The sequence below is a fragment of the Arthrobacter sp. MYb23 genome (genome assembly GCF_002979775.1).
GTDB lineage: Bacteria > Actinomycetota > Actinomycetes > Actinomycetales > Micrococcaceae > Arthrobacter.
Map to the genome: position 1 here is coordinate 229,379 of NZ_PCPR01000004.1, position 25,317 is coordinate 254,695.

Annotated in this window: 24 protein-coding genes; 14 read left to right on the forward strand and 10 right to left on the reverse strand. The window is 61.0% G+C overall.

The window, feature by feature from the left end; translation table 11 throughout:
* The first annotated feature begins 217 nt into the window (after positions 1-217).
* The 5 genes from CQ020_RS07500 to CQ020_RS07520 all read left to right on the forward strand — a co-directional run bounded on the left by CQ020_RS07500 (position 218) and on the right by CQ020_RS07520 (position 3,890).
* Positions 218-1,294 (forward strand): alpha/beta hydrolase, encoded by a 1,077-nt coding sequence (locus tag CQ020_RS07500; protein WP_105691249.1) that lies wholly within the window; start codon positions 218-220, stop codon positions 1,292-1,294.
* Positions 1,295-1,352: 58 nt separating this feature from the next.
* The gene (locus tag CQ020_RS07505) at positions 1,353-2,312 is read left to right on the forward strand and encodes an alpha/beta hydrolase (protein WP_105691250.1); all 960 of its coding nucleotides are present in this window, start codon (positions 1,353-1,355) and stop codon (positions 2,310-2,312) included.
* 95 nt (positions 2,313-2,407) lie between these two features.
* A complete protein-coding gene (locus CQ020_RS07510) occupies positions 2,408-3,034 on the forward strand; it encodes an FMN reductase (protein WP_105691251.1) in 627 nt (208 codons plus the stop codon).
* A gap of 58 nt (positions 3,035-3,092) precedes the next feature.
* Positions 3,093-3,413 carry a hypothetical protein gene (locus CQ020_RS07515; RefSeq protein WP_105691252.1) on the forward strand — a complete coding sequence of 107 codons (321 nt, stop codon included), beginning with the start codon at positions 3,093-3,095 and terminating at the stop codon, positions 3,411-3,413.
* A 120-nt stretch (positions 3,414-3,533) separates the two neighbouring features.
* Positions 3,534-3,890: a zf-TFIIB domain-containing protein gene (locus tag CQ020_RS07520; RefSeq protein WP_024818788.1), complete on the forward strand. Its 357-nt coding sequence runs from the start codon at positions 3,534-3,536 to the stop codon at positions 3,888-3,890.
* Between the two features lie 3 nt (positions 3,891-3,893).
* Here the strand turns inward: CQ020_RS07520 and CQ020_RS07525 are convergent, their stop codons facing one another.
* The gene (locus CQ020_RS07525; RefSeq protein ID WP_105691253.1) at positions 3,894-4,469 is read right to left on the reverse strand and encodes a hypothetical protein; all 576 of its coding nucleotides are present in this window, start codon (positions 4,467-4,469) and stop codon (positions 3,894-3,896) included.
* Positions 4,470-4,476: 7 nt separating this feature from the next.
* Positions 4,477-4,950, reverse strand: a complete 474-nt coding sequence (locus CQ020_RS07530) for a hypothetical protein (protein ID WP_105691254.1) — start codon at positions 4,948-4,950, stop codon at positions 4,477-4,479.
* 589 nt (positions 4,951-5,539) lie between these two features.
* On the opposite strand from CQ020_RS07530, the gene dnaB reads away from it, so the two are divergent.
* A complete protein-coding gene (dnaB, locus tag CQ020_RS07535) occupies positions 5,540-6,928 on the forward strand; it encodes a replicative DNA helicase (RefSeq protein ID WP_017197290.1) in 1,389 nt (462 codons plus the stop codon).
* Between the two features lie 84 nt (positions 6,929-7,012).
* Complete coding sequence (locus CQ020_RS07540) at positions 7,013-7,741, forward strand: hypothetical protein (RefSeq protein WP_105691255.1); 729 nt, start codon at positions 7,013-7,015, stop codon at positions 7,739-7,741.
* A gap of 4 nt (positions 7,742-7,745) precedes the next feature.
* Here the strand turns inward: CQ020_RS07540 and CQ020_RS07545 are convergent, their stop codons facing one another.
* From CQ020_RS07545 to CQ020_RS07560, 4 genes are read right to left on the reverse strand one after another with little or no spacing between them, the layout of a single operon-like run.
* Positions 7,746-8,204, reverse strand: coding sequence for a ribose-5-phosphate isomerase (locus CQ020_RS07545; protein WP_105691256.1), 459 nt, complete (start codon positions 8,202-8,204; stop codon positions 7,746-7,748).
* Between the two features lie 9 nt (positions 8,205-8,213).
* Positions 8,214-9,956, reverse strand: coding sequence for a dihydroxyacetone kinase family protein (locus tag CQ020_RS07550; protein WP_105691257.1), 1,743 nt, complete (start codon positions 9,954-9,956; stop codon positions 8,214-8,216).
* Positions 9,957-9,989: 33 nt separating this feature from the next.
* Positions 9,990-10,763 carry an SDR family NAD(P)-dependent oxidoreductase gene (locus CQ020_RS07555; protein ID WP_105691258.1) on the reverse strand — a complete coding sequence of 258 codons (774 nt, stop codon included), beginning with the start codon at positions 10,761-10,763 and terminating at the stop codon, positions 9,990-9,992.
* A gap of 29 nt (positions 10,764-10,792) precedes the next feature.
* Positions 10,793-11,635: a sugar phosphate isomerase/epimerase gene (locus CQ020_RS07560; RefSeq protein WP_105691259.1), complete on the reverse strand. Its 843-nt coding sequence runs from the start codon at positions 11,633-11,635 to the stop codon at positions 10,793-10,795.
* A 201-nt stretch (positions 11,636-11,836) separates the two neighbouring features.
* Between CQ020_RS07560 and CQ020_RS07565 the strand changes: the two genes are divergently transcribed.
* From CQ020_RS07565 to CQ020_RS07590, 6 genes are all read left to right on the forward strand, one after another.
* Positions 11,837-13,174 (forward strand): MFS transporter, encoded by a 1,338-nt coding sequence (locus tag CQ020_RS07565; RefSeq protein ID WP_105691260.1) that lies wholly within the window; start codon positions 11,837-11,839, stop codon positions 13,172-13,174.
* 63 nt (positions 13,175-13,237) lie between these two features.
* On the forward strand, positions 13,238-14,128 hold the full coding sequence (locus CQ020_RS07570; protein ID WP_105691261.1) for a transketolase: 891 nt from the start codon (positions 13,238-13,240) through the stop codon (positions 14,126-14,128).
* Complete coding sequence (locus tag CQ020_RS07575) at positions 14,128-15,147, forward strand: transketolase family protein (RefSeq protein ID WP_105691262.1); 1,020 nt, start codon at positions 14,128-14,130, stop codon at positions 15,145-15,147. The genes CQ020_RS07570 and CQ020_RS07575 overlap by 1 nt, the downstream gene beginning before the upstream one ends.
* A gap of 119 nt (positions 15,148-15,266) precedes the next feature.
* Complete coding sequence (locus tag CQ020_RS07580; RefSeq protein WP_105691263.1) at positions 15,267-15,923, forward strand: GntR family transcriptional regulator; 657 nt, start codon at positions 15,267-15,269, stop codon at positions 15,921-15,923.
* A gap of 352 nt (positions 15,924-16,275) precedes the next feature.
* Positions 16,276-17,553 (forward strand): hypothetical protein, encoded by a 1,278-nt coding sequence (locus tag CQ020_RS07585; protein ID WP_105691264.1) that lies wholly within the window; start codon positions 16,276-16,278, stop codon positions 17,551-17,553.
* Between the two features lie 122 nt (positions 17,554-17,675).
* Positions 17,676-18,227 (forward strand): transcriptional initiation protein Tat, encoded by a 552-nt coding sequence (locus CQ020_RS07590; protein ID WP_105691265.1) that lies wholly within the window; start codon positions 17,676-17,678, stop codon positions 18,225-18,227.
* 445 nt (positions 18,228-18,672) lie between these two features.
* On the opposite strand, the gene CQ020_RS07595 is transcribed toward CQ020_RS07590, so the two are convergent.
* Positions 18,673-19,554: a hypothetical protein gene (locus tag CQ020_RS07595; RefSeq protein ID WP_258141755.1), complete on the reverse strand. Its 882-nt coding sequence runs from the start codon at positions 19,552-19,554 to the stop codon at positions 18,673-18,675.
* A 152-nt stretch (positions 19,555-19,706) separates the two neighbouring features.
* Between CQ020_RS07595 and CQ020_RS07600 the strand changes: the two genes are divergently transcribed.
* Positions 19,707-21,128, forward strand: a complete 1,422-nt coding sequence (locus CQ020_RS07600; protein WP_258141756.1) for a sugar transferase — start codon at positions 19,707-19,709, stop codon at positions 21,126-21,128.
* Positions 21,129-21,179: 51 nt separating this feature from the next.
* On the opposite strand, the gene CQ020_RS07605 is transcribed toward CQ020_RS07600, so the two are convergent.
* From CQ020_RS07605 to CQ020_RS07615, 3 genes are all read right to left on the reverse strand, one after another.
* Positions 21,180-22,694, reverse strand: coding sequence for a hypothetical protein (locus CQ020_RS07605; protein WP_105691267.1), 1,515 nt, complete (start codon positions 22,692-22,694; stop codon positions 21,180-21,182).
* A 582-nt stretch (positions 22,695-23,276) separates the two neighbouring features.
* The gene (locus CQ020_RS07610; RefSeq protein ID WP_105691268.1) at positions 23,277-24,848 is read right to left on the reverse strand and encodes a polysaccharide biosynthesis tyrosine autokinase; all 1,572 of its coding nucleotides are present in this window, start codon (positions 24,846-24,848) and stop codon (positions 23,277-23,279) included.
* Between the two features lie 155 nt (positions 24,849-25,003).
* A complete protein-coding gene (locus CQ020_RS07615; protein WP_105691269.1) occupies positions 25,004-25,306 on the reverse strand; it encodes a PqqD family protein in 303 nt (100 codons plus the stop codon).
* Positions 25,307-25,317: the final 11 nt, after the last annotated feature.

The following is a 25,317-nucleotide window of genomic DNA, read 5'->3' on the forward strand; positions in this document are numbered from 1 at the left end:
GCGGGCCACATCACTCATCCCATATTATGAGTTTGAACTCATAATGCAAGCCTTTTCCGAAACTATGTGAGGGCGCGTCGGTGCGGTTGCACTCCGCTGGGAAGGGGCAGCGCGGCGTGGGCTTCTCTGCTCGAACTTCACTTGCGGTGTCCTGGCCCTATGGGACACTCTTCCGCCATAGCATGGTCCACAGGTGCACCGACCGGGGGAGTGTGTGATGGGACCGTTGGAATCGATCCAAGCCAAGACGAAGAGTGTTGAATCAGAGGCAGCGGATTCACCGCCGCGGGCACCCCGAAAGCGGTCTGCACGACATCGGAAGCTTGAGTTGGCGATCCTGCTGGTGCTGATCATCGCGCTGGCACTTTCGGCCACCCCGTGGCCCTCGGCACTGCTGATCCGTAGTGTCTTTGAGCGCGGGGCACAGGCAACAATCGACGAAATGACGCCGTATGTTCCGGATGCACCGCTGCAAGCCCGGGACGGCATCGTATACAAGCCCGGTTCCACCTTCGATGTCTTCAGTCCTGCGGGCACCACAGCCCCACTTCCAACTGTGGTGTGGATTCACGGAGGGGCCTGGATTTCCGGGGCCCAGCGCGACGTGAATCCATATCTGAAGATCATCGCGGCCGAGGGCTACACCACTATCGGCATGAGTTACCCGATTGCCCCTGAGGCTACTTACCCCACGGCGGTGCGGGACATCAATGAAGCCCTCGCCTATATCAAGACCCATGCCGCCGAGCTGAACGTGGACGCCAGCCGCATTGTCCTGGCCGGTGACTCCGCCGGCGCCCAGCTCGCCAGTCAGATGACCACGCTCACCGTGAATCCCGAGTATGCCAACCTGATGGGGATTGAGCCCGCGCTCCAGAAGTCGGATCTGGCGGCCACCATCCTGCACTGCGGCGTGTACGATCTTCGGGCCATGGCGGATCTCAATGGAATCGTGGCTTGGGGCTTCAAGACGTCCCTCTGGGCCTATACGGGCACCAAGGACTGGTCTGCTACCTACGCCGGCGCCACCATGTCCACCATCGACTTCGTGACCGACGACTTCCCTCCCACGTTCATCAGCGGCGGCAACGGTGACGGACTCACGTGGCTTCAGTCTGTTCCGTACAGCAACCGGCTGAAGGATGCCGGCGTTCCGGTGACCGAACTGTTCTGGCCCGCCACTCACGAGCCTGAGCTCCCGCATGAGTACCAGTTCCATCTGAACTTTGCTGAGGCTCGTGAGGCGCGGGACAAGACTTTCGACTTCCTGTCCGAGCATGCACCGAGGCGGTAAGTCCGGGATCAGCACCCCGGAAGACGATTTATCTCCATGATGGAACTATTATTGGAGTATGACTTCCTCCCCTAACGCCCTTCCCGTGACGCGCCGGCCCGTCCTGTTCTGGGCATCCGCAGCATGTGTGGCGGCTCTAACGCTTGCTCCCCTGTGGATGTTGTTGGGGAATCCTGCCGTCCTGCGCGGGCATCCTCTCCTGCCGTCGCTGTTGGTGACATCCGCCGTCGTCGGAGTTCTTTGGGGCGTCCTGTTATGGCGTCGACGCGCCATGTCACCGAAGCGTTCCGTAGCCAGAGCTGTGGGGGCGTGGGCCGCGCGCGTTGCTGTGCTGGCACTCGTGGCCATGATGGTGTGGCTGAATCCTTTCGCCTATCAGGCCTCCGGGGCGGCTGAAGCGGGATCCGCTGCCGGGGTTTCCTTGGTGGATTCGCCGACGGCCCTCACTCTGACTCCGGCCGGGGCGTCTGCCAGCAAGGGGCTGATTTTCTATCCGGGCGCCCGCGTTGAAGCGCGGGCGTATGCGGACATCCTCAAGCCTGCGGCGGATGCCGGAGTTCTTGTGGTCATTCTCAAGACGCCCCTGAACCTGAGCCTGTTGGACGGAAACCAGGCGCGCGGGGCCATGGCCGACCATCCTGAAATCTCCACATGGACAGTGGGTGGCCACTCGCTGGGTGGAGTCAGTGCGAGCTCTTTTGCCCTTGGAAATCAGGACGTAGACGGTTTGCTGCTTTACGCCTCTTACCCATTGGATTCCCTGCGTGACCGGTCCGGTCTGCGGGTCCTGTCAGTCTCCGGCTCGGAAGATGGACTCAGTACGCCCGCCAAGGTCGACGCTTCCCGTGATCTGCTGCCCCTCGATGCGTCCTTCGTTGAGGTGCAAGGCGGGAATCATGCGTTCTTCGGAAACTACGGTGCCCAACCAGGCGACGGCGAGCCTTCCGTGGATCGTGAAGTTGCCCAGCAGCAGATTTCCGGGGCCACTGTGGCGTTTCTGACTGAACTCAAAGGGTAGGCAGGACGTCCAGGGAATACATGGACGCAGCTCCCTGTTCATTGATTTAGATGCAAACGCATGTAAACTGAATGAACGAGCAACAGGAGAATGCCATGGAAACCCGCCGCATCACCGTACTTTCCGCCGGACTCGGCGTCCCGTCGTCGAGCCGCTTGCTGGCCGACCAGCTGGCCGCCTCCACCGAGCGACAACTGCGCGCGGCCGGGTACGACGCGAAGATTGACGTCGTAGAACTGCGCGACCTCGCAGTGGATATCGCCAACAACTTCGTCACCGGCTACGCCGCACCGCGCCTCGCGGACGTGATTGCCGGCGTCGAGGATTCTGACGCCATCATCGCGGTCAGCCCCGTCTTCAGCGCCTCCTACAGCGGCCTGTTCAAGTCGTTCATCGACGTCCTGGACCCGAAGTCGCTGGAAGGAAAAGCCGTGTTGCTGGGCGCCACAGGCGGTACAGACCGTCACCAGATGGTCCTCGACTACGCCATGCGCCCCCTGTTCAGCTACCTGCGCACCAGGATCGCGGCCACCGGCATCTTCGCTGGGCCGCAGGACTGGGGAAACGCCGACGACGGCGCCTCGCCCCTCTCGGTGCGCGTGGACCGGGCCGCGGGTGAACTGGTGCAGCTCTTGAGCGGATCCCAGCCTCACCGCAAGAACGATGCACTTGAGTCGCTGCCGTTCGAACAATTGCTTGCCGGAATCTCAGCAGGCAGATAGTCCTCCCGCCTCCCTTTGCCTGGGGGATCCAAGCCGATCGGCCATGGATAATGGGGGCATGGACATTGCAACTCAGCACCACTTGGACGAGTTGCTGGCGGATGACGAGTCCCTGACTATGGCGAGGATATCGGCATATCTCGCCACGCATCGCTTGGCCACCGCGAACTGGTTCGGTGCAACCGGGCGCTCATCAAGTTCCTCCTGGATCGAGCGTGACGGCACGGGCTGGCGGGTGTGGGAGACCGACGAGCGCGCTGGGATCATGGATCACTGCATCCTCCGCACGGAGTCGGAGACGGAGGCCGTGGACAGCTTCCTCCGCCGGGCTCGGCGGCACCTCGCGGCGAACGCCACGGCGGTCCGTCGCGGCTTTTGACGCTCGCCGTCGTGGGATTGGGGTGCCTCGGTACGTTGGCCGCCGCTTGGTTGATTCCGGCCCTTGGTACACCCGAACTAATTGCCAGGGCCGATCGTTGGGGCATGCATGAAGTGTCCTGTGGATTCCATTGACCTGGTGATGAGCGAACGAAGCGGTGTGGAGATCGACTACTGCCCGCAGTGCAGAGGTGTGTGGCTGGATCGCGGGGAGCTGGACAAGATCATCGACCGGGTCGCGGCGGAAACCATTCCCGCCCCCGCCCGGCCTGTCGCCGCACCACCCCAGCCGCCGATCGCTCCGCCGCCCATCTACAACCCCTTCGAGTCACGGCCCCAGCAGCCGCGGTACGACGATAGGGACAGGCGCGATTACGACCGCAGGGACAACGACCGCCGCGACGGCTACAACCGCGATCAGTACGGCCGCAAGCGCAAGAAGAAGGAAGGCTTCCTGGGAGACTTGTTCGACTTCTAGGCTTTAGTCGTCCAAGAGTTCAATGAACTCGCGGGCCTGCTTGATGTTGATGTCTGAGTGGCGCGTCAAAGCAAGTGCCGCGCCCTCAACGTCGCCGCTTTTGGCCAATGTGCGGATACGACCGTAAATCTCGTCGTTAAGCATGTTGCTGCTTACTTCCCGCGTGACATCGCCCTTGCTGACGATTGCCCTGTACCTGTAGGGGAAACGTTCAGGTCCGTCGTCGTCGTCGGAAATCAAGTCTTTGGGCGGGGCTTCCGGCGTGAACGGCTGAGGATGCGCCGCCAGTGCCCCGACGGCGTTACGCGAGGCCCGCAGGCCCTCTCCAGTCGCCTGCAGGTACAGCTTGATGGCCGCCATGCCCTGTCCCTGGGCAATGAGCGAGTAAAGCTGCCTGTGCTGCTCCTGGTTGAGCTTGGCGGCAGATTCTCTGGCCAACTCCACCGGATCCTTGGGTGCATTCGCCCCTGCGGCATCGGCCTTGCTTTCAGCGGAACGCTTGGTGAAGGAACGAATAAGCAGGAGCACGCCCGCAATGACCGCAACGAGGATCAGGAGCGGGATGAGGATTGAATCCATGGCGTCGTCAGAGCCGATCTACGTAGTTCTTGGCAGTAAGCAAATCTGAGTGGGTGGCCTGGCGCAGGACTTTGATGGCCTCGATCTTCTTCCCGCTGCGGACCAGGTTCTGTAACTCGAAGGCGAGTTGCGGGTTCAGCTGACCATTGGGGAGCACGGCGGGCTGGTGTCCCGTTTGGCCGGCAGCGTTGGACCGTGCAGCCTGGGCTTGGATGGCCGTCCTGCTGTTCTCTGCCTGTTCCCTCTGGCTGGCCTCGTTCTGGCTCGGCTTGGTGGTGGCATCGATCCGCGCGCGGAGGGCCAGCGCCTCCCGTACCTGGGACGCCTGGTGGGCAGCGGAACGCGCCGCCAGTTCGCGCTGATACCTCTCAGCGTCCGAGACGCCGGTATCTCGTGGCTTGAAGGCCGCCGTGAGTGCCCATAACAGGCCCACGAGGACAAGAAGCGGAAGGACAATCGTCAGCACGTCACCAAAGTTCATCCCCATGCTTAGAGCTTATGCCAGAACTTCGTTATCCACAGCACATTCCACTTTCGGCATAGGCTTCTGAGAGAACCCTGTCAAATTGAGGCCGGGATTGTAAGATGCATCACATTTGAGGCATGTACGGCGTGATTTTCTTCAGTTGATTGACCTTGGGGGCGGGGCATCTGTGGATTAATTGCACTCAAAATATTCTTCCCTCCACAGCTTGTGAAGAGTGTTTTCGCAGGTCAGAGCATGATTTCCTCGAAAAGAATTTCTCTATCCACAGGGTAACGCACAGTCTGTGCACAACGTGTGGTCGGTATTCCACAGGTTATCCACAAGGGGTGTTCGGCACCTGCTGTAACGTGTCTGAAGTGTCCATTTTGGGCACGAATATCCCGCGACGTGGTTCCTGGGCTCCCGAAAAGTCACAGCTGGTGACGGGTTCACAGACTCGACTGTGGATAACTTGTGGATACGGCTATTCTGTCGCACCTGCCTGACATCCTGAGATGCATCAGGCGGACCCGTATCCACGCACTGCGCTTTACGGGCCGCCAGGGAATACATCTCTGCAGCGGCACACAAATGGAGGACGGCTTTGTCAGTTACGCACTTGGACTCAATCGAGGGCTCACGCGCTTCGGACTCGAGCCGGAAACCTCCCCAGGACATCCCCGCTGAACAGTCGGTGCTCGGTGGCATGATGCTCTCCAAGGACGCCATTGCCGACGTCGTGGAGATTGTTCGTGGACACGACTTCTACCGTCCAGCTCACGAGACCATCTATGAGTCCATCATTGACCTCTACGGCCGTGGCGAGCCCGCCGACGCCGTCACCGTCTCGGATGAACTGACAAAGCGCGGTGAGATCAACAGGATCGGTGGGCCCGCATACCTCCACGAACTCATCCAGACAGTACCCACTGCGGCCAACGCCGGCTACTACGCCGAGATCGTTGCGGAGCGCGCGGTGCTGCGGCGCCTTGTTAACGCGGGGACCAAGATCGTCCAGATGGGCTACGGCCAGGATGGCGAAGTGGAAGACCTCGTCAACCAGGCCCAGGCCGAGGTGTACGCGGTGGCCGAGAAGCGTACTGCGGAGGATTATGTGGCGTTGAAGGACGTCATGGAATCCACCGTGGACGAGATCGAGGCTTCGGGTCACCGCGGCGAAGGCATGACCGGCGTTCCCACGGGCTTTTACGAACTCGACGAACTGACGCACGGACTCCACCCGGGCCAGATGATTGTTATCGCGGCCCGTCCTGCCGTGGGTAAGTCCACGTTCGCCCTGGACTTCGCCCGTTCCGCAGCCATCAAGAACAACCTGGCTACGGTCATGTTCTCCTTGGAAATGGGCCGGAACGAGATCGCCATGCGTCTTCTCTCCGCCGAAGCCACCATTGGCCTGCAGGATCTCCGCAAGGGCACCATCAAGGACGAGCAATGGTCCAAGATCGCCACCACCATGGGCCGCATGAACGATGCTCCGCTGTTCATTGATGACAGCCCCAACATGTCCCTCATGGAAATCCGCGCCAAGTGCCGGCGCTTGAAGCAACAGCACGACCTCAAGCTCGTGATCCTCGACTACCTCCAGCTCATGAGCTCCGGTAAAAAGGTCGAGTCCCGCCAGCAGGAAGTTTCCGAGTTCTCCCGCGCCCTCAAGCTGCTGGCCAAGGAGCTGCAGGTTCCCGTCATCGCGCTGTCACAGCTGAACCGTGGTTCCGAGCAGCGCCAGGACAAGCGCCCCATGGTGTCCGACCTCCGTGAATCAGGTTCCATCGAGCAGGACGCCGATATGGTGATCCTGCTCCACCGTGAGGATGTGTATGACAAAGAATCGCCCCGCGCCGGCGAGGCAGACATCCTCATTGCCAAGCACCGTAACGGTCCCACCAAGGACATTGTGGTTGCCTTCCAAGGCCACTACTCACGCTTTGCCAACATGGCCGGCGAAACGGGTGCTGGCGGCGGCGGCTTCTAGTTCCCTACGGCCTGGCCCGGGAAATGTAGAGTTGGTGATGCCCGTGTCCGCGGGCACATCACTAAGAATTATTGGGGGAAACACATGAAGAAAACTACGCTGCCCGTATTCGGGGTATCGGCACTGGCAATTTTGGCTCTCACTGCGTGCGGTGGTGGCACCACGGCGTCTCAGGAGTCGGCGCCGGCCACCGCCAGCGAGACTGCTGCAGCGACGCCGACGCCCGCGAAGCAGTACACCAACGAAGAACTTGCAGGTTTGGTCGGGGAGGTCAAGGAATCCGATGGCACCAGCCGGGCGGTCGTTTCCGGACAGGAACTGATAGCCCAATTTGAACCAGTTCGGGTGCTGACGAAGGCAACCATCGAACCGGCAGAGTGCGCGAACCTGGGCACCCTCGGCGCGTACCAGTCCATCGACGGTTCTACGTCTGCAGGCACCACAAGGTCCAAGACCGGTGATTTCATCACCAGCCTTGCCCTGACTTCCGGCGTTGAGACCGGGCTGCTCCAGGCGAGCTTGGACAAGAGTGAGTCGCAGATCGAGGCTTGCAAGAAGGTGACGCTTTCAGCGGAGGGGGACACCATGACCCTTACTACCGAAAAGATCAGCGGAGTGGGCAATGTGCCCGGGACGGTAGCGCTCAAAACCCTGATGGTTATGCCGGATGGGAAGACTGGAGCCATCTACACAGCTCACGCCATCAAGGATGGCGTCCTGATTTCCGCCACGGCGTCCGGCAACAATGCCGCATCCGGCGGCCCTGAAGCAGCCGGTGCCCTCATGGACCAGGCCGCAGCGCTGATCAAGTAGTTGTTCAGCAGCCCTCGAAGTCGCTGAGCACCTTGACCTTCGCAGCTGAACCGGATGCGGGATCGAAAGCGTAGCCGATCCACTCCTTGGCCAGCCGGCGGGCCAACTCCACGCCCACCACGCGTTGACCCATGGTCAGAACCTGGCAGTCGTTGGACAGGATTGACCGCTCTACGGAGAACGAATCGTGGGCGGCTGTGGCCCTGATCCCGGGGACCTTGTTGGCAGCGATGGCCACCCCGATTCCCGTGCCGCAGAACAGGATGGCCCGGTCGGCCTTGCCGTCTCGGATCATCTCGCCGGCCGTGATGCCAACGTAGGGGTACGGTTTGGTGAAGTCCTCATCCGCGCGGTTCACGCCTATATCCAGGACCTCCGTGATGCGGGAGTCGGCCTTGAGGTCGGCCAGAATCAGGTCCTTGTAATCAACGCCGGCTTCATCGGCGCCAACAATGATGCGCATGAAATTCTCCTAATTGTTTGTTGCGGCGGGAACAGGAACGGCGGTGAAATGAGGCCCGACGGCGGCAAACACCATGGCGAGCGACGTCGCCCCGGGATCCGGCGTACCGAGGCTCTTCTCGGCCAAGGGCCGGGCACGTCCTTTGAGGGGGCGAAGTTCCGCGGTGGAAGCAGCGGCCTTGGTGGCATCGGCTGCCGCGGCGGACCACGCTTGTTCGGGGTGGGTACCGGCGGTGACGCGTTCCTCTAGAGAGGAGGCGAACGGAAGCAGCGCATCCATCATGGTCTTATCGCCGATCCCGGCCTTTCCGAGGCTCCCGATGCGGTCCGTGAAGGCGCGAACAGACTCGGCGAGGACCTCCGGCGTCGGGGTCTCTGAGTCTCCCAACCGCTCACCAAAGGCGCGCAGTCCTGCGCCCCACAGGACGCCTGACGTGCCGCCGGCTTTGTCTGCCCACGCGTCTCCGCCGGCCGCCAGCAGCGAGCCGGCTCCTGCGCCGCGTTCGAAAGCAAGGGTTGCGGCGTCGTAGGCTGCGGCGGATCCGCGAACCATGCCGCGCCCGTGGTCGCCGTCCCCCGCGATTGCGTCCATGTCGCCCAGCAACGCCTCGGAGACCCGCAACAGGGCAGCAGTGGTGTCCAACGCTTTCAAACACTGGGTGGCGTAGGCTCGGGACTCGGCTGTGGAGGAGTAGTCGGCCGTCGCGATGGCATCCTGCACCGCCTCATCCGCGGCGGAAGAAGAAGCTTCGACGCCCACGGCACCCCGACGGTAGGCCGGGGTCAGTGCCGGAGCGGTCCAGTACCGCTCAAGCTCGTCGTCCAACCAGGTCAGCGTCAGCGATGCCCCGGCCATATCAAGGCTCGTCACCAGCTCGCCCACTTCCGGCATTACCAGGGTGTAACCGGCTTCGCGAAGCAAAGGAGCCACGGTTCGCCACAGAACGAACAGTTCCTCGTGCTTGGTGGAACCTAAGCCATTGAGAATCACGGCCAGCCGGGTGGTGTTGCCCGCGGGTGTTTCGGCCAGGACGCGCCGCACCAGTTCCTGGCCAAGTTCGACGGCGGACGGCAGCTCGGTATCGAACAGTCCGGGCTCGCCGTGGATGCCGAGACCCAGGCCCATCTGTCCCTCGGGAAGGCTGAACAACGGCTGCCCGGCGCCCGGAAAGGTGCAGCCGCTGAAGGCCGTGCCGATGGTCTTGGTGAGACTGTTGGCTTTGCGACCCAAGCGAACCACGGAGTCCAGATCCAGGCCGGCCTCGGCTGCAGCCCCCATGACCTTGAAGACAACGAAGTCCCCGGCAATACCGCGGCGCTTCTCGGCCTCCTCCACCGTGGCGCTTGCGATGTCGTCCGTGACCAGCACGTTCTCGGTCGGGATTCCCTCGGCGTTCAAGCGCTCACTGGCCATGCCGAAGTTCATGACATCCCCGGCATAGTTGCCGTAAGTGAACACAACGCCTGCACCGGAATGGGCTGCCTTCGCCACTGAATAGGCTTGCTGCGCAGAGGATGAAGTGAAAATATTGCCCACCACGGCAGCGTCAGCGAATCCCGGCCCGATGATGCCGGCAAAAGCCGGGTAGTGTCCGGAGCCCCCGCCGGTGATGACGGCGACCTTCGGCGTTGCCGGACGGTTGCGGCGAGCAGCGCCGCCCTCCACGTGGCGAACGAGGTCCGCATGGGCATCACAGAAGCCGGCGAGGGCTTCGTCGGCAAAGTCGGCGGGATCGTTGAAGATTCTGGTCATGGTGGGTCCTGGTTTCCCTTCGAGCAGCTCGAATTAGTGGATGTGGCTGCCGCCGTTGATGTCTATGGTGGTGCCGGTGAGGTAAGCGGAGTCCTCGGAGGAGAGGAACGTGATGACGGCGGCCACTTCTTCGGTGGTTGCGTTGCGGCCCAGGGGGATGCCGGCGTTGATGGCGGCTTCCTGCTCGTCGGTGCTGCCGACGCGGATGTTGGTGTCCACTGCGCCGGGGGTGATGGCGTTGACAGTCACGCCGGTCTCGCCAATTTCGCGGGCCAGTGCCTTGGTGAAGCCGAGGATGGCTGCCTTGGCTGCAGAGTAGGGCACCTTACCGAACACGCCGCCGCCGCGCTGGGCGGAGACCGAGGACATGTTCACGATGCGGCCCCAGCCGTTGGCGATCATGTCCGGCAGGAAGGCCTTGGTAACCAGGTAGGTGCCGGTGGCGTTGACGTCCATGACCTTGTGCCACAGCTCGAGCGTGGTTTCCAGGAACGGGACGGGGGAGGTAATGCCGGCGATGTTGGCCAGGGCTCCTACGGGCGGGAGATTTCCGGCGGCAACTTCCGCGGAAACGGCGGCCTGGGCTGCGATGACGGATGCTTCGTTGGCAACGTCGATTTCGTAGCCGAAGGCCGGAACGTTGAACTCGTTGGCGATCTCGGCTGCAACCTTGGCGGATTTCTCGCCGTCGAGGTCCAGGATGACGATGCCCCAGCCTTGGTTGGCGTAGCGGCGGGCGGTGGTGAGACCGATGCCGCGATCGGAGGTAGCTCCGGTGAGGACGGCGGTGCGCTGGGTGGTGGTCATGGTGCTCCTTGAATTTGAGGTGATGCGGTTTAGATGAGGTCTGTGATGAAGCTGGCCGCCTTGGCGGCAGCCGCCGGGCGTTCGTCGTGTGTGACGTCCCGCGTTTCGAGTTCGAGGGAAAAGTGGCCGGTGTAGCCGGCGTCCTGCAGCGCTGACAGCCCGGCAGCGAAGTCGCCCTTGCCGTTGCCGATGCTGAGGTTGATGTTTCCTGGCTCGTTGTCCGTGGCTGGCTCGGCGTCGCGCAGGTGGACGTGCCTGATTCGTGGAGCGAATCGCTCCACGAAGTCCACGGGATCGCCGCCGGAGGCAACGATGTGGCTGAAGTCCATGACGAGTCCGACGTCGGATCCCGCAAGGCGGTCGGCGAGCAGCTGCGCACGTTCGGTGTTCCAGCAGAGCCGGTAGTAGTGCAGGGATTCGGTCCAGAGCTCAATGCCGAACTCCGCCGCGCGTCCGGCGGCATGGATCAGCTGGGCTGCAACCAGGTCCACGTCCTCTTCGAGGCTTCGGAGGGGATCGTGGTCTATCGCCCCACAAGGGAGGACCAGGGCTTTCGCGCCAGTCTTGGCCGCCAAGGCGAGCAGCATCTCCAGGTGCTTCTCGCGCGCCATGTGAGCAGCGGCGTCGGGCGTTTCATTCAGAGCCCCTATGTCGCCGTTGACCGAGCGGACGCGCAGTCCCGAGTTGTTGACGACGGCGGCAACCGTCTCCACTGCCTCGGCGTCCAGTGTGTAAGGCACGTGGTCGCAGACGCCGGGGAGTGCGCCGAGGTCTATTTCCTCGAAGCCGAGGCCGCGCATGGTGTGGAGGGCTGTGTCCAGATCCTGGTGGCGGAAGCTGATGGACGAGCAGCCGAGTCGTTGATGAAACATCGTCGTTGATCCTCAAAGTGGGGCCCTCGCCAGAGAGGGACCTTAGTGATGGACACCACGTTATCTGCGTTAACTGTTAACAGTCAACCCTCAAGGTTGACTGTTGACATTGCTGGTGTCCTCGGTCACAGTTGACGTATTATGTTGACTGTCGACAGTGGGGTAGCCGAAGAAGCGCCCACTCTTGAAAGGGAAAGACACATGAGCAATGACGCTCTGACCATGCGTGGTCCGGTTCATGGAACCAAGGAAGCAAAGCGCGTCGCCGTCGGTTCCGGCGTTGGCGCAGTCATCGAAACCTACGATTTCATCGGTTTCGGCACCGCCGCTGCACTGTACTTCGGTACAGCGTTCTTCCCGGGCGCCGACCCGGTGACGGGCACCCTGGCCTCCTTTGCGACCCTCGGCGTCGGCTTCGCCGCCCGTCCGCTGGGTGGCATCATCGGTGGCCACCTCGGCGACAAGCTCGGCCGCAAGCCGGTGCTGGTTGCGTCGCTCATCCTGATGGGCCTGGCAACCTTCGCCATCGGCCTGCTGCCCACCTACTCACAGGTGGGGCTCCTTGCTCCCGCACTTCTGGTTCTTGTCCGCATCATCCAGGGCCTGGCCTTCGGCGCTGAATGGGGCGGTGCCATACTGATGAGCTACGAGCACGCACCCTGGCGCAAGAAGGGTCAGTTCACGGGCATCGTGCAGGCCGGCTTCCCAGTGGGCCTCCTGCTCGCCAACATCGTCTTCCTGAGCAGTGTGGGCCTCGGCAACGAGTGGGCCTGGCGCGTACCGTTCCTCGCCAGCATCGTCCTGGTGGCTGTTGGCTTGATCATCCGCTCCAAGGTTCCCGAGTCCCCGGTGTTTGAGGACGTGAAGGCCAAGGGTGACATCGTCAAGTCCCCCATCGTGGAGGTCATCAAGACCGACTGGCGCAACATCGTCCGGGGCATTGGCCTCCGCATCGCGGAAACTGCCGGCTACGCCGTGTCCGTGACCTACATGATTTCCTACTTGCACACCAATAACCTGGCGGACAAGACAGAAACCCTGGTGGCGCTCTGCATCGCGGCCGGCATCGGTATCTTCGCCACCTACTACTGGGGAAAGCTGACGGACAAGGTTGGCCGCCGTCCTGTCTACATCTGGTCCACTGCCTTCGCTGTGGTCTTCGGAATCCCGATGTTTATGTTGGTCAACACCGGCGTCTTCCTGCTGATCATCGCCACGATCGTCATCGCCTACGCTGTCTGCCAGAACTCCCTGGCCGGCGCCCAGGGCGCCTGGTTCCCGGAACTCTTCCAAGCCAAGACCCGCTCCTCCGGCGCATCGTTGTCCTACCAGATCTCCGCCATGGTCTCCGGCTTCACGCCTTTCATCACCACCCTGCTGTTCGTCAGCATGGGCTGGATTGGACCGGCCCTGCTGTTCAGCATCTACGCAGCCATCGGCTTGTGGGCAGCACTAATCACCAAGGAAACCTGGGGCAAGCGCGAGCGTGCACTCGCTGAAGAAGCCGCCAGCAAAACTCCCCAGACCGTAAACGCCTAAAGCAGCCATCGACGTCGGGCGCGTCCTCCCCACCAGCACGCGCCCGGCTCCGGAAGGAAACCAGTGACCCTCTCATCTACCGAAGCGGCACCCGTGTCAGCTCCCACGACGGAGCGCATAGACCGAATCCGCGCCGCCGCCTACCGCATCCGCCACAACGCCCTGACGATGGGCGAGGTCCAAGGCCAGGGCTACGTCGGCCAGGCACTTGGTGCAGCCGATATGTTCGCCTCCGTCTACGCTGACCAGCTAACGTACCGTGCTGAAGACCCGCACTGGGAAGGCCGTGACCGCTTCCTGCTCTCCACGGGCCACTACGCAATCGGGCACTACGCAGCGTTGGCAGAAGCAGGGATTGTGCCTGTAGCCGAGCTTGAAACCTACGGCTCCGACGATTCCCGCCTGCCGATGTCCGGTATGTCCACCTACACCCCGGGAATGGAGATCTCCGGTGGTTCGCTGGGCCATGGCCTCACTATCGCCGTCGGCATGGCTCTTGGTCTGCGTCTGCAGGGCTCCGCATCCCGCGTCATCAACTTCCTTTCCGACGGCGAACTGGATGAAGGCTCCACGTGGGAAGCCGCCATGGGTGCGCACCACCACCAGCTGGGTCACCTGACGGCCATGGTGGACATCAACGCCCTCCAGGCCGACGGCGCCACGGACACAGTGCTCCGCACCGAACCGGTCACCGAAAAGTGGGAGTCGTTCGGCTGGTACACCCAGCGCGTGGACGGGAACGACGTCGGTGCGCTGCTGGCAGCGTTCGACAACATCGCCGCCGTTGCGGCGCCAGTCGGGCGGCCCTCAGTGATCCTCTGTGACACCAAAGTAGGGCGCGGCGTGCCGCTCCTGGAAACCCGCGAAAAGGCGCACTTCATGCGCATCGAAGAAAACGAGTGGCAGATCTGCCGCGAACAGCTAACAGCAGGATACGAAGGGACGGCTGCCTGATGAGCGCCACCACTGAGGCCCCCGAAACCACCACCGCCGTGAAGCCAAAACTCAAGACTTCCGCCATGATCGCGTCCTTCGCGGACCCCGGGCAGAAGACCGCGGCGGCGCCCTTTGGCCACGCATTGGTCAAAGCGGCAGAGGCTGATTCCCGCATTGTTGGCTTGACCGCCGACCTCGGGAAGTACACGGACATGCACATCTTCGCCAAAGCTTTCCCGGAACGGTTTTTCCAGATGGGCATGGCCGAGCAGCTCCTGTTTGGTGCTGCCGCCGGAATGGCCGAGACGGGCTTGATTCCGTTCGCTTCCACCTACTCGGTCTTCGCGGCGCGCCGCGCCTACGACTTCCTTTGCCTGGACATTGCCGAGCCCAACCTCAACGTCAACATCATCGGCGGTTTGCCCGGTCTGACCACAGGCTACGGGCCCAGCCACCAGGCCACCGAGGACATGGCGATCTTCCGCGGAATGCCAAACCTGACCATCGTAGACCCCTGCGACTCCGTGGACATCGAGCAAGCAGTTCCCCAGCTCGCGGCCTCTGACGGACCCACGTACCTGCGCTTGCTGCGCGGCAACGTTCCTACTGTCCTGGACGAGTACGACTACAAGTTCGAACTCGGTAAGGCAAAGGTCCTGCGGGGCGGTAACGATGTTGTGTTTGTTTCCTCCGGTCTGATGACCATGCGTGCGCTGCAAGCCGCAGATGCTCTGGCTAAGCACAACGTGGATGTTGCAGTGGTTCATACGCCCACCATCAAGCCGTTCGACTCCGCCACCGTACTGGCAGAGCTGAATACCGATCGTCTCGCCGTCACACTTGAGAACCACACGGTTGTTGGCGGTCTCTTCGAAACCGTCGCTTCCGCCGTCGTCACCTCCGGCCTGGGCAAGCGTGTGATTCCTGTTGCGCTTCCGGACCAGTTCCTCGACGCCGGCGCGCTGCCAACTCTGCACGAACGGTACGGACTGTCCGTGGACAGGATCGTTGCCAAGGTATTGGCGGAACTCGGCTGAGCTTGGGTTTTCACGTGGAGTGCGGGACCGGCTAACGCTGCCAGTCCCGCACTCCTGCCCGTAGTATCAACAGTTAACACCGGACAGTCAGCAGTCGCCCATAGAACCGAGGACACACCATGGCCATCACCGCTTCCCTGCTGGGCTTGGAGAAGAAGAGCCTTCGCGAACAAGCCCTGGCAGCCCTGCGCATGGCGATCACCAGCGGTGAACTCGAGCCCGGGAAGCATCTGGTTGAAACGGAACTGTCCGAGATGCTTCAGATCAGCCGTGGCACCCTGCGCGAAGCCCTGCGCCAGCTGGAGCAGGAAGGCCTGATCTCTGCCGGCGCACGCGGCCGTATGTCGGTGCGGCACCTGGACGTCAAGGAAATTCGGGACATCTTCGCCGTGCGTGGAGTCCTGGAGTCCCTCGCTGCCCGAACCCTGAGCGACATGCCTGACAAGGAGGCCGCGCTCGCAGAGTTGCGTGCCGCCGTCGACAATATGGACAAAGCCGCGAAGTCGTCCCTGGAGGAACGGATCGAATCCGACCTCGAGTTCCACCGCACCCTTTGCCGCCTGTCCGGCAACGAAACGCTGCTCCACTCCTGGGAGTCCCTGGAGGGTTCCATCCGCATGTCCATCATGTTCGCCGGGTTGGAACGCGCCACTCGCAACATGAGCGTCGGGCGGCACCACGACATTGTGGCTGCCATTGAAACTGGAAATGCCGCGAAAGCGCGGGAGACGATTATTGCCCACATGGACGTCGCCGCCGAAAACCTGGTGGGCTAGGGTTACTCGGAAATTCATTCAAGTCTTTTCAACGAGGAATCTTCGACGCTTCCCTGCAGCACTCTCCGGTTTAAGGCAAAGAAGCTAAAAATTGTGTTCCATGGGGTTGAATCCAAAACCTGACTCTATTTGATCCATGCCGGCTATCAGTGGTCGAACCCCTTCACACCTACGTGGTGGCAGCTATTGCCACTGACTAGTGATTCCCTACGGTTGGCCTCATTTAGTGATATTGATTGCAAGCAATCAAGGACGCCGTTGTGCTGTGTGGCAACGCCGGCCCCGGCGTAACAGGTGGTCTCCCAGGCTGAGAACTTCGCCAGGAACCACTTTCAGGAGGAGGAGCACAACTATGACCACAGGGTCTGCAGCCAGCATTCACGGAAGGACAAGCGGGGTTGATTTCTCGGAAGAATCAGCGAATGTTGCGGGACCGCGTGAACTAAAACTCCGTGTCTTGGGGGCGGCCGTCTCAGTGGTGCTGCAGGCGGGGGTGACTCCGGATATGTACGCGGATCTGCGGCTGGCATGGTCACGCTGCCTCGATCAAACCGGCGAGTCTGTGCACGCCGTCAGTAGTTCTGTTGCAGGCTCCGCTCACTCGGACGAACGCGCCTTTCGAGCCACAGTCTCCTCGGTGGTCGGCTCGGCCCTGGTGACCGGCGGGACCTTCAGGGAATTCGCCTCGGAACTGACAAGCGCCGTCACGTTGGCTGGCATCACCGCGGGCAGGGGGGACCTGGTGATGCTGCATGCCGCGGCACTGGCGGATGGAAAAACCGGCCGGGCTGTTGCCCTTGTAGGCCGCTCAGGCATGGGAAAGACAACCGCCACGAGGTGTCTAGGGGCTGCACTGGGCTATGTGACGGATGAGACCGTTGCCGTCGATGGCTCGGGCAAGATCGTTCCGTACCCGAAACCACTATCGCTGATAGTTGAAGATGCCAACGCTCCGAAGCGTCAGATCAGCCCCGACGACCTCGGACTGCTGGTGGCGCCTGCCGCGACGACGCTGGCCCTGATTGTCCTGCTGGACAGAAATCCGGATGCCACTGTTCCCAAGGTGACTCCGCTTTCTCATGGCGAAGCGATGATCGAACTGGCACCCCACACGTCGTCCCTGGGCGAGGTTTCCCAGCCGGTGAGTCGCCTTTGCGGGATCCTTGATGCGACCGGTGGGGCCGTCCGGGTGACGTACAGCGAGGCAGCCGACTTGGCCGCTGTTTTGCCGGGGCTCCTTGAGCGGCCAGCCATCTCCAAGACGTGGACCTCAGTCCTGAGCGGGGGTACACGGCCGTCTGAAGGTCAACCGCGCCTCGATGCCGCTCGTTTCACGGTTCTCAAGAGGGCTGATCTTCTCGACGCAGTTGAAATTCCGTCACCAAGCGGAGACGGCACGGAACTCATCGTCATGAACGGCCAGGGCGTAATCCGGCTGACCGGGATTGGGCCTGCAATCTGGCACGCATTGGCGACTCCCGGCGATGTAGACGGCATCGCCGATCGGCTCGCTCCTCATATTGGACTTCCACCCGGGTATGAATCCCATTTGCGGAGCAGTGTGGAGAAACTTCGAACCCACGGAATTCTGACGGATGCCTCGCCGGTTGAATTAGTGAATATTGCATAGTACATCCCAAGCAGCAAAAGTTTTGCCGAATGAGCGCAATGATAAGTTCCGTTTGCACCGAAATTTCCACGAAAGATTTACTTCAGTCAGCTAGCGTGCTGACTGGCTTGAAGGAGCAAACGATGACCTTGGATAAAGGCAAAGCAAAAAGTTCGACTATTGACCGGCGAAAGGTTGTCATTGGGACTGCCTGGAGCATTCCCGCAATTGCCATAGCGGCGGCGACCCCGGCGGTGGCTGCCTCGCTCCCGCCCGTTGTTGTGACGCCTGGAACCGGGACCGTCATCAGCAACTGGAAGGGCGACCACCACTACGGGAGCTTCGAAGACGACCTGGACCAGAGGGCCTACGATTTCCCGGTGACGGTAAAGGACGCCAACGGTAACCCTGTTGTCGGTGCCACCGTTACCGTCACCGTATCCGGGCAGAACCAAGACGGCGACGTCCTGGGTATTTACGCGTACCCGGCGCCTGACAATGGTGGCCCCGAATCGGATCAGAGCCGCAGTGTCACGGTGGTCACCGGAGCCGATGGTGTAGCGCGGTTTGCCGTGAGCACACAGAACCTGAGTTCCAGCGAGCGGCCGTCCACCGCCACCATGACGGTGACCGTGACCTCCAATGGCACCACAACGGTGTCCGTGATCAGTGTCGTTCTGACCGAATCCGACTAGACGCCGAAACGTCAGCTGCCCCCGCCTCGGATGGGGGCAGCTTTGCTGTTTCGGTCTTACCGGGTGGTGGGTGTGTTCGCCCAGCCCGGAAAGAGCGCACCTACGGGTTCGGCCCTTTGGCCGAGCCCGTAGGTCGCGTTCCAGGGCCTATTGGTCGAGCCTCCGCCTAAAACCCCGGTGCTCCCTGCAGGTCCGTGGCATCCCGCCACGAACATTGGTGGGCCCCCCTTTGAGCGCTCAGACCAGGCAACGCCATTCCCTTGCGCCGGGCATTTGATTGCTCGCTTCTAGCTGTTAGCTGTTCGCTGTGTCGCGAGACCGTCCGCTGACCCCCACTGCTGCCTGGATTGGCACTCCCACTGGGTATCTACCCGCTCATTTCTGCTGCGAGGATCTCAGTGGTGGAGCGCCGAACCCCTAAGTGGCATATGCCTTTATGGCCTGTTTACCATCGCCCGGCGGCATGCCATTGAGCATCCGTGTGGCTGTAACCAATCTCCTGAAGCGCATTCGCGAGTTCCCCTCGAGTGGCACACTTGAGGCCTGCAGCAGTGAGCTTACGACGTCCGCGGAAGAGATGGCCCCGCACAGTGGTGGTCCTGAGTCCCAGCCCCGAGGCCAGCGAGGAAGCTGTCAGCGCCCTGCGCTGCGCGAAAAGTTCCAGTACTTGGATCTCGCGGTCGGTAAGCCTTGTTCCGATACTGGTCTGTGGTGGAAGCGTGGGGGTTGCCCCAACCACCACCGCTTCAATCTGGCGGGGAATCTCCGCGGCCGTCGAGTCCTCATCCAGGATTGCAACGGCGCCCTCGGCGGCCAGCGCGAACCGTTGAGCCTGGCTTACCCTTCCCAACACAATGCAGCGTCGGCCGGTTGCCGCAATAGTCCGGACCTTCAGTGGAAGAGGCACTTCATCATCAAAAAAGGCATCCAATGCTATCCAGTGGGCAGCTCTTGGATGATTATGCGAAAAGGATGCCCACGAACTGTAGACCTGTCCGAGTGTTGCGGCTTTGGCACCACCTTCCCACTCGGACATTACTGCGCTGTTGAGCACCGGATTTCTGTGGATGAAGTCGACATCAAAGGTGTACGCAACTGCTCCCAATTTGACCTCCGATCGATGGACAGGCCCAAGGTCGTTCCGCGCCGGCCATAAGTAGATGTCGATCTGACACATCAGTAAGGTAGCCCTCCGGCCACGGCCCATCAGTGGCCTTTCCGGCACGGGCTCAGTGTTGAAGGGCAGAACAGACAGAGCGTCGTGATCCGCGATGTACCGGTCCAACACCCCTAGTACTTTGGAAGCAGTCAGATCACCTCGTGTCACGGGCCCTTCCATAATCAGACAAGCGGAGTAACTCCGTTTTCCTCACTCCTTCCGGAACCAACAGCTAGCCACATGGGATTTTGGTGTTGACATTGATGAATAGACCCGCCCAAAGTGCGAGCAGTCCACGCCAGGTAAATGACAAGCTGGACATGCTTGAGCATGACGGCCGGGTAAAGGTCCTACTGGTGGATTTCCTTTGCATCACGTGGGCTGTTGCGATCGCCGAGCTACTTCGCTTCGGTCTTGAGCGCCCCTCACTGGGCATAGGATCCGTTCAGACGCCATACCCTTTGGTGAGTGTGGTACTCGACGTCCTGTGGTGGACAGCCTTGGGCGTGCTGGGGACCAGGGAACCTCGGATCCAGGGCTTCGGCACTGAGGAGTACCGGCGGGTGACCACTGCTTCACTGTGGCTGTTCGGAGGAATAGCCATCTTCTCCTACGTGTTCCAGCTCGATACTGCCAGAGGCTACGTCGCAGTTGCCCTGCCGTTGGGCATGGTCAGCCTGCTCGTTGGCCGGTGGGCGTTGCGGAAGGACCTCATCCTCCGGCGGAAGTCCGGCCAGCATCTTCGTCGTGTTCTGGTTATTGGAGGAGCCCCCAGTGCAGCCCACCTTGTTCGGCAACTCCGCGCTCATCCAGCGGCGGGTTATCAGCCCGTCGCGGCGTATCTGACCACCTCCGATGCCACCGGGCCTTGGCCGGAAAGCCTTGAACTGCCCGTCATTGGGAAGGGCAAGGACCTGGACGGAATATTGGCAGCGGTGGAAGCCGCTGCCGCGGACTCCGTAGCCATATCCGGCGCAGACGTCGATCCTCCGACGCTGCGGCAACTGGGTTGGACTTTGACCGCCCGTGACATTGGGATGTTTATGGCGCCAGCACTGACCGATGTTGCAGGTCCGCGCATTCACATGCAGCCCTTGGCCGGGTTGCCGCTGATCCACGTGACCACGCCCAACCTGGAGGGCCTGAAAGCGGTCGCAAAACGCGGATTCGATTTCTGTGCTGCTTTGGTCCTGCTCACCATCCTGGCGCTCCCTATGTGCGTCGTTGCACTTTTGGTCAGGCTCGACAGCTCTGGCCCCGCAATGTTCCGGCAGACCCGCATCGGTCGTTCCGGCGAAGTGTTCAGCATGCTGAAGTTTCGATCCATGGTGATCGATGCCGAGAAGCAATTGCCCCGGCTCGCCGAACTGAATGACGGCAATGCCGTCCTCTTCAAGATGAAGAATGATCCTCGCATCACCAAGATAGGCCGGTTCATCCGTCGGTATTCCATTGACGAGCTGCCCCAACTCTTCAATGTCCTCATGGGCGATATGAGTTTGGTGGGTCCCCGTCCGCCACTTCCAGTGGAAGTGGAAACCTACGATGACTTTGCCCACCGCCGGCTGTTGGTCAAACCAGGCCTCACGGGTCCATGGCAGGTCAGCGGACGCAGCGATCTCTCCTGGGATGATTCAATTCGCTTGGACCTCTACTACGTGGAGAACTGGTCGATGTTCCAAGACATGATCTATCTCCTGCGAACCGTTAGAGCAGTCTTCGCCAAAGACGGCGCCTACTAAAAGTCGTGGACAAGCTTTCAGGGAGGGCATTTATAGAGGGGGACTCGGTGTCTATTGCACAGTAGTGCCCAACGGTTTGCCATTGGCAAGAATCCAGTTGCTCGAAATAGCTCCTTGCGGTGTAGCCGGGGTCAGGATTCCCTTGACGCGCTGTCCGTTATACCCGTCGGAATGTGTAACTGAGATGTTGTTATCGATGGAGCCATTGGCGTAGTCGACGCCAAGCGCATAGCCCTGTTGACCGAGCCCGCCGCCCTGAGACCCTGCGGTTCTCGAAGTTATGGAGAGATTGTTGTACTTGGACCTTCCCTTCAATTGGACGCCCGGATGGCTTTCTGGCGTCGGCTTCGGCGCGGCGGCTTGGCCTTTCCAAGCGGTGTCGTCGGCATATTCGTCGGGAATGGCTCCCCATCCATCTGGGTTCGACGCCGCACTGGCATCAGCCAGCATGTTGTTTGCGAACGCAGCGAGCTGCCCGTTGACACTCTCCCCGCCGTCTATTAAGAAGCCTTCAGCCCCGCAGTTTTGCGCTTCAGCCGACGAAAATTCGCAGACACCGTTCACAATTTTGTAGCCGGCGGCCGCCCGACGTATCTTCGCGCCACCCCCACCGACCTGCCACCGCTCAAGCACCTGGCCGCACCAAAAGGCTTTCGTATTAGAGAACTTCGTCGACCCGCTCTGCTGCAGAAACCCGTGATACTCAGAATTGGCCACAGTGACGTCGCTAAGGTACGAGTCGTGGCCGGCGGTGAAACCGTTTCCGCCGGCCTGCATGGAGACGATCTTGCGAAAATGTATCTCACCACCAATCTTGTTTGTCATCACGGCGCTGCCGTAGGGGTTCAACACGAAGATGTTTTCAAAGTTGGAGTAAGTATCGGTATACATGGGGACAGAGTGGTTGGTGTAGTCAGGGACCATGAGGATCCCGTGCGAATTGAACTGCCAGTTATCAGGATTCGCGGGATGCCTACCGGTCAGCATGGCTCCAGCACCCGTATAGCTCAAACCGCCCGTGAAACTCTGGCCCCAACGGTTTCCGTTGATCCTCAAATCACGGACATCGTGAAGATTGCTATTGGGTTTATTGACGAACACGGAACAATTCGCGCCGTCCAACAACATGAAAGTCGTCTTGTTCCAGCCCAGCCCCCAGATTGCCACCTCACTGAGCATGACGATGGGCTTCTTCACGCCATAACCGATGACCTGGCTTGCGTTACCTTCAAAAACAGCAATGCCCCCACCGAGGTCCGCGATCTGCTGGAGAAACGCGTTGATCTCGTCGGACTGATCAGGTGCCGCCGTCCCTTGAGCGCCTATCGCCTGGACATTCGGTAGTCCCTTCCTGCCATCACAAAATTTTCGCCCGTCCGGATCGGTAGTAGACGGCATGGTCGCCTTCGGAACGATTCCGAAGTCCGATGCGTAGTAAACCCGCCTGGCGCTCTTAGCCACAGCGGTCGCCGCTGCCGCTGGCGCCGCTCCGGCGAAAGCTGCCCCGGCCGCCAAAGCGAACCCTCCACTTGCGATAAGTGCTCGCCGGCCAATCGTTGATTCCATCGGATCTCCTTGCCATGAGGTAATGCTAAAAAACGGAAACCTTCCCCCGGCTGGGGAGTGGGCTGCGATCCCTAAGGCTCCGATTGCACGACGTTCAACCTTTGGATAGGTTGATCGTGAAATCGGCATTGCCGCTGGACCCCGTGCCTGTCGCGCTACGGAGGACAGCGCGGCATCCCGGTATGAATCCACTTTGTCCCAATTAGGGTGATTTCGTGACCGTGTCACCCGAAGCAGTCCATAAGTACCAAGACAGTCCGGCTACTGGCGTACTTCCGAACGAATTGGCTGATTGAAACGAACAGACAACAGTGACTAATCGCCCGAATTTCGGGCCTCACGTCTCGGAGATCAGGCGGATGCTGACTCGTGAACAGGTTCACTGGCTCAATTTGGCTGAGGGCTGTTGTAGCCCAAAAAGCCGTCGAGGGACTTATGTCCTTGGCGCAACGACAGAAGGACTGGATCGTCACGCCTGAAAGTGACATAGCCGCTCTACGTCGGGCTGGTTGTCAGTCAGTCAGTGATTGATGAGAGGAGGAGTAGCCACGGCCCCAATCGATCCCTGGGGGTTGGTAGGACCTAGTTGGGCGGGGCCGAGCGCCTGCCCCTGGATCCTTCCGGGGGAGCAGTCCATTTGCTGACGGAGTCCAGGAATGTTGAAGCCTCACGGCTGTCAGGCACGGGATTCACTGGGAGAGCTTCCAGAGTCCTGCGCGGAGCCGACGTTGCGGTGGCCGGCACCGGAGGTTGGTGATCCTGAGGGTCTTCGGCGCTCCCGTATGCTCCGTAATAGCCGTAGTTGAGATCTCCGGGTCCCTTGGTGGCAACGCAGTTGAGAATGACCCCCAGGACGCGCCCACGAACACGCGTGAGGTTGCCGAGCGCCCGGTACAGGGTGTCCCGGGTTGTCTTGCGCGCCCTCGCAACCACAAGCGTGCCGTCTGCGACGCGGGACAGCACAGCTGCGTCCGTAACAGGAAGCAGAGGCGGGGCATCGATGAGGACAATAGCTCGTTGCGAAAGATCCTTGAGCAGGTGTTCCATGGCCCGTGACCCAAGGAGCTCGGACGGATTTGGGGGTATGCGACCCGCGGTGAGGATTCGGAGGTGGGGGTTGGGACCCCATTCCTGAAGTACGTCATCGATGGAAGCCCGGCCTGAAAGGACGTCCGTCACACCAACATCGGGCAAGACACCGAAAACCTGATGAACGGTGGGTCTGCGAAGGTCCGCATCCACAACAATGACGTCCCTGCCTGCGGCGGCGATGGTCGCAGCCAGATTGCTGGTCACTGTGCTCTTGCCTTCGGACGGGAGAGAGCTGGTAATCAGGAGGATTCGGGGAGGGTTGTCCACATCAATGAAGTCCAAATTGGTGCGCAGTTCCCTCAACGCTTCAGCCATGGCATGGCCGCCGGGTACCCGGTGACTTCCCGTTGTACTTTCAAGGACGCTCGATTTTTCGCTGAGCCGTTTGTCCAGAGGCAAAGTACCGACGACCGCCAAGCTGAAGAGGCGTTCAATCTCGCTGGCACCGCGAATCCTGCGATCCAGGTGGTTTCGTGCGAGGGCGTAGCCGAGGCCAATGAGCAATCCCGCGGCCAGCCCAATTCCCAGGGTGGCCGTCAGAAGCGGTGAAACGGGGGCCGATGGCAGGCTCGCCTTGGCCAATGGCACAATCTTGGTGACCGGTTCTGTCCCGGGGCTCGCATTTCCCTTGTCCAATTCGTAGACCTGCAACGCCAGCGCCGTCACCCACGCATCAGCCACATTCTGGGCGGTCTGGGGATCAGATGACCGTGCGCTGATCCGGATCTCCACCGAATCGAGGGGGACACTGACGCTGATCGCTCGGGTGATGTCCGGGGCCGATTCCTTCAGCCCCAAAGACTTAATAACGCTTTTAGCCACCAGGATGGACTCGCCCACCGACTGATAGCCCTTGGCTTTGGACTTGGCGAGGCTGTCTCCTGCGAGGGACATGCCGAGGTTTTCGGCCCCCGCTGCCACTACTATGCCGCTTGATTCAGCGGAGTAGACCTTGGGCTGAAGGGCGTACCACCCCAGGGATCCTCCCACCATCAACACTGTGATGAGCAGGATCCCGAGCCAATGTGAGCGGACTACGGAAAGGAGGTCATTACCTGACATCCCTTGAGGTTTATCGTCCTGCAGCAATTGTGTGGTCCTCTCCATGCATGCCAGGTGCGTACTATTCCAAGACTTGTAGTGTCAGTCTCGGTACTGTCACGTAGCACTGAGAGCCTCGAAAGCGGCGTGCCTCAGTACCTTGATACGGCCCGTCGTTACCGCGGGGGATGGTTAGAGGGACTGTCTTTGATCTGAGCAAGGCCATGAAAGGAAAGACCTGCCAGGAAGTTCCTCACGTGGTCCCCCATGGAAGATTCAGCTGCTCCCACATAGATGTTGGTCAACTCTTTGAGAATGTCGTTTTCAGTGCGTGTTCCATCAACGAGTTCCCAAATCGCGGCTGCAGACCCCAGCAGGACGAGGGGGGAGCCCTGTTCCAGGTTCAATACCACCAGGCGCTCTTCGCCGTCATCCGGGACTTCAGCCACAGCTTTTGCCCGATGCCAGAACTGATTCACGTCATTGCACC

Bases quoted from the DNA above. Each gene is read 5' to 3' on its own strand.
- CQ020_RS07565 (WP_105691260.1), top strand. From the start codon at position 11,837: ATGAGCAATGACGCTCTGACCATGCGTGGTCCGGTTCATGGAACCAAG.
- CQ020_RS07540 (WP_105691255.1), top strand. From the start codon at position 7,013: ATGAAGAAAACTACGCTGCCCGTATTCGGGGTATCGGCACTGGCAATT.
- CQ020_RS07510 (WP_105691251.1), top strand. From the start codon at position 2,408: ATGGAAACCCGCCGCATCACCGTACTTTCCGCCGGACTCGGCGTCCCG.
- CQ020_RS07610 (WP_105691268.1), bottom strand. From the start codon at position 24,848: ATGTCAGGTAATGACCTCCTTTCCGTAGTCCGCTCACATTGGCTCGGG.
- CQ020_RS07545 (WP_105691256.1), bottom strand. From the start codon at position 8,204: ATGCGCATCATTGTTGGCGCCGATGAAGCCGGCGTTGATTACAAGGAC.
- CQ020_RS07525 (WP_105691253.1), bottom strand. From the start codon at position 4,469: ATGGATTCAATCCTCATCCCGCTCCTGATCCTCGTTGCGGTCATTGCG.
- CQ020_RS07600 (WP_258141756.1), top strand. From the start codon at position 19,707: ATGCTTGAGCATGACGGCCGGGTAAAGGTCCTACTGGTGGATTTCCTT.
- CQ020_RS07575 (WP_105691262.1), top strand. From the start codon at position 14,128: ATGAGCGCCACCACTGAGGCCCCCGAAACCACCACCGCCGTGAAGCCA.
- CQ020_RS07515 (WP_105691252.1), top strand. From the start codon at position 3,093: ATGGACATTGCAACTCAGCACCACTTGGACGAGTTGCTGGCGGATGAC.
- CQ020_RS07530 (WP_105691254.1), bottom strand. From the start codon at position 4,950: ATGAACTTTGGTGACGTGCTGACGATTGTCCTTCCGCTTCTTGTCCTC.
- CQ020_RS07550 (WP_105691257.1), bottom strand. From the start codon at position 9,956: ATGACCAGAATCTTCAACGATCCCGCCGACTTTGCCGACGAAGCCCTC.
- CQ020_RS07590 (WP_105691265.1), top strand. From the start codon at position 17,676: ATGACCTTGGATAAAGGCAAAGCAAAAAGTTCGACTATTGACCGGCGA.
- CQ020_RS07555 (WP_105691258.1), bottom strand. From the start codon at position 10,763: ATGACCACCACCCAGCGCACCGCCGTCCTCACCGGAGCTACCTCCGAT.
- CQ020_RS07560 (WP_105691259.1), bottom strand. From the start codon at position 11,635: ATGTTTCATCAACGACTCGGCTGCTCGTCCATCAGCTTCCGCCACCAG.
- CQ020_RS07585 (WP_105691264.1), top strand. From the start codon at position 16,276: ATGACCACAGGGTCTGCAGCCAGCATTCACGGAAGGACAAGCGGGGTT.
- CQ020_RS07605 (WP_105691267.1), bottom strand. From the start codon at position 22,694: ATGGAATCAACGATTGGCCGGCGAGCACTTATCGCAAGTGGAGGGTTC.
- CQ020_RS07505 (WP_105691250.1), top strand. From the start codon at position 1,353: ATGACTTCCTCCCCTAACGCCCTTCCCGTGACGCGCCGGCCCGTCCTG.
- CQ020_RS07580 (WP_105691263.1), top strand. From the start codon at position 15,267: ATGGCCATCACCGCTTCCCTGCTGGGCTTGGAGAAGAAGAGCCTTCGC.
- CQ020_RS07500 (WP_105691249.1), top strand. From the start codon at position 218: ATGGGACCGTTGGAATCGATCCAAGCCAAGACGAAGAGTGTTGAATCA.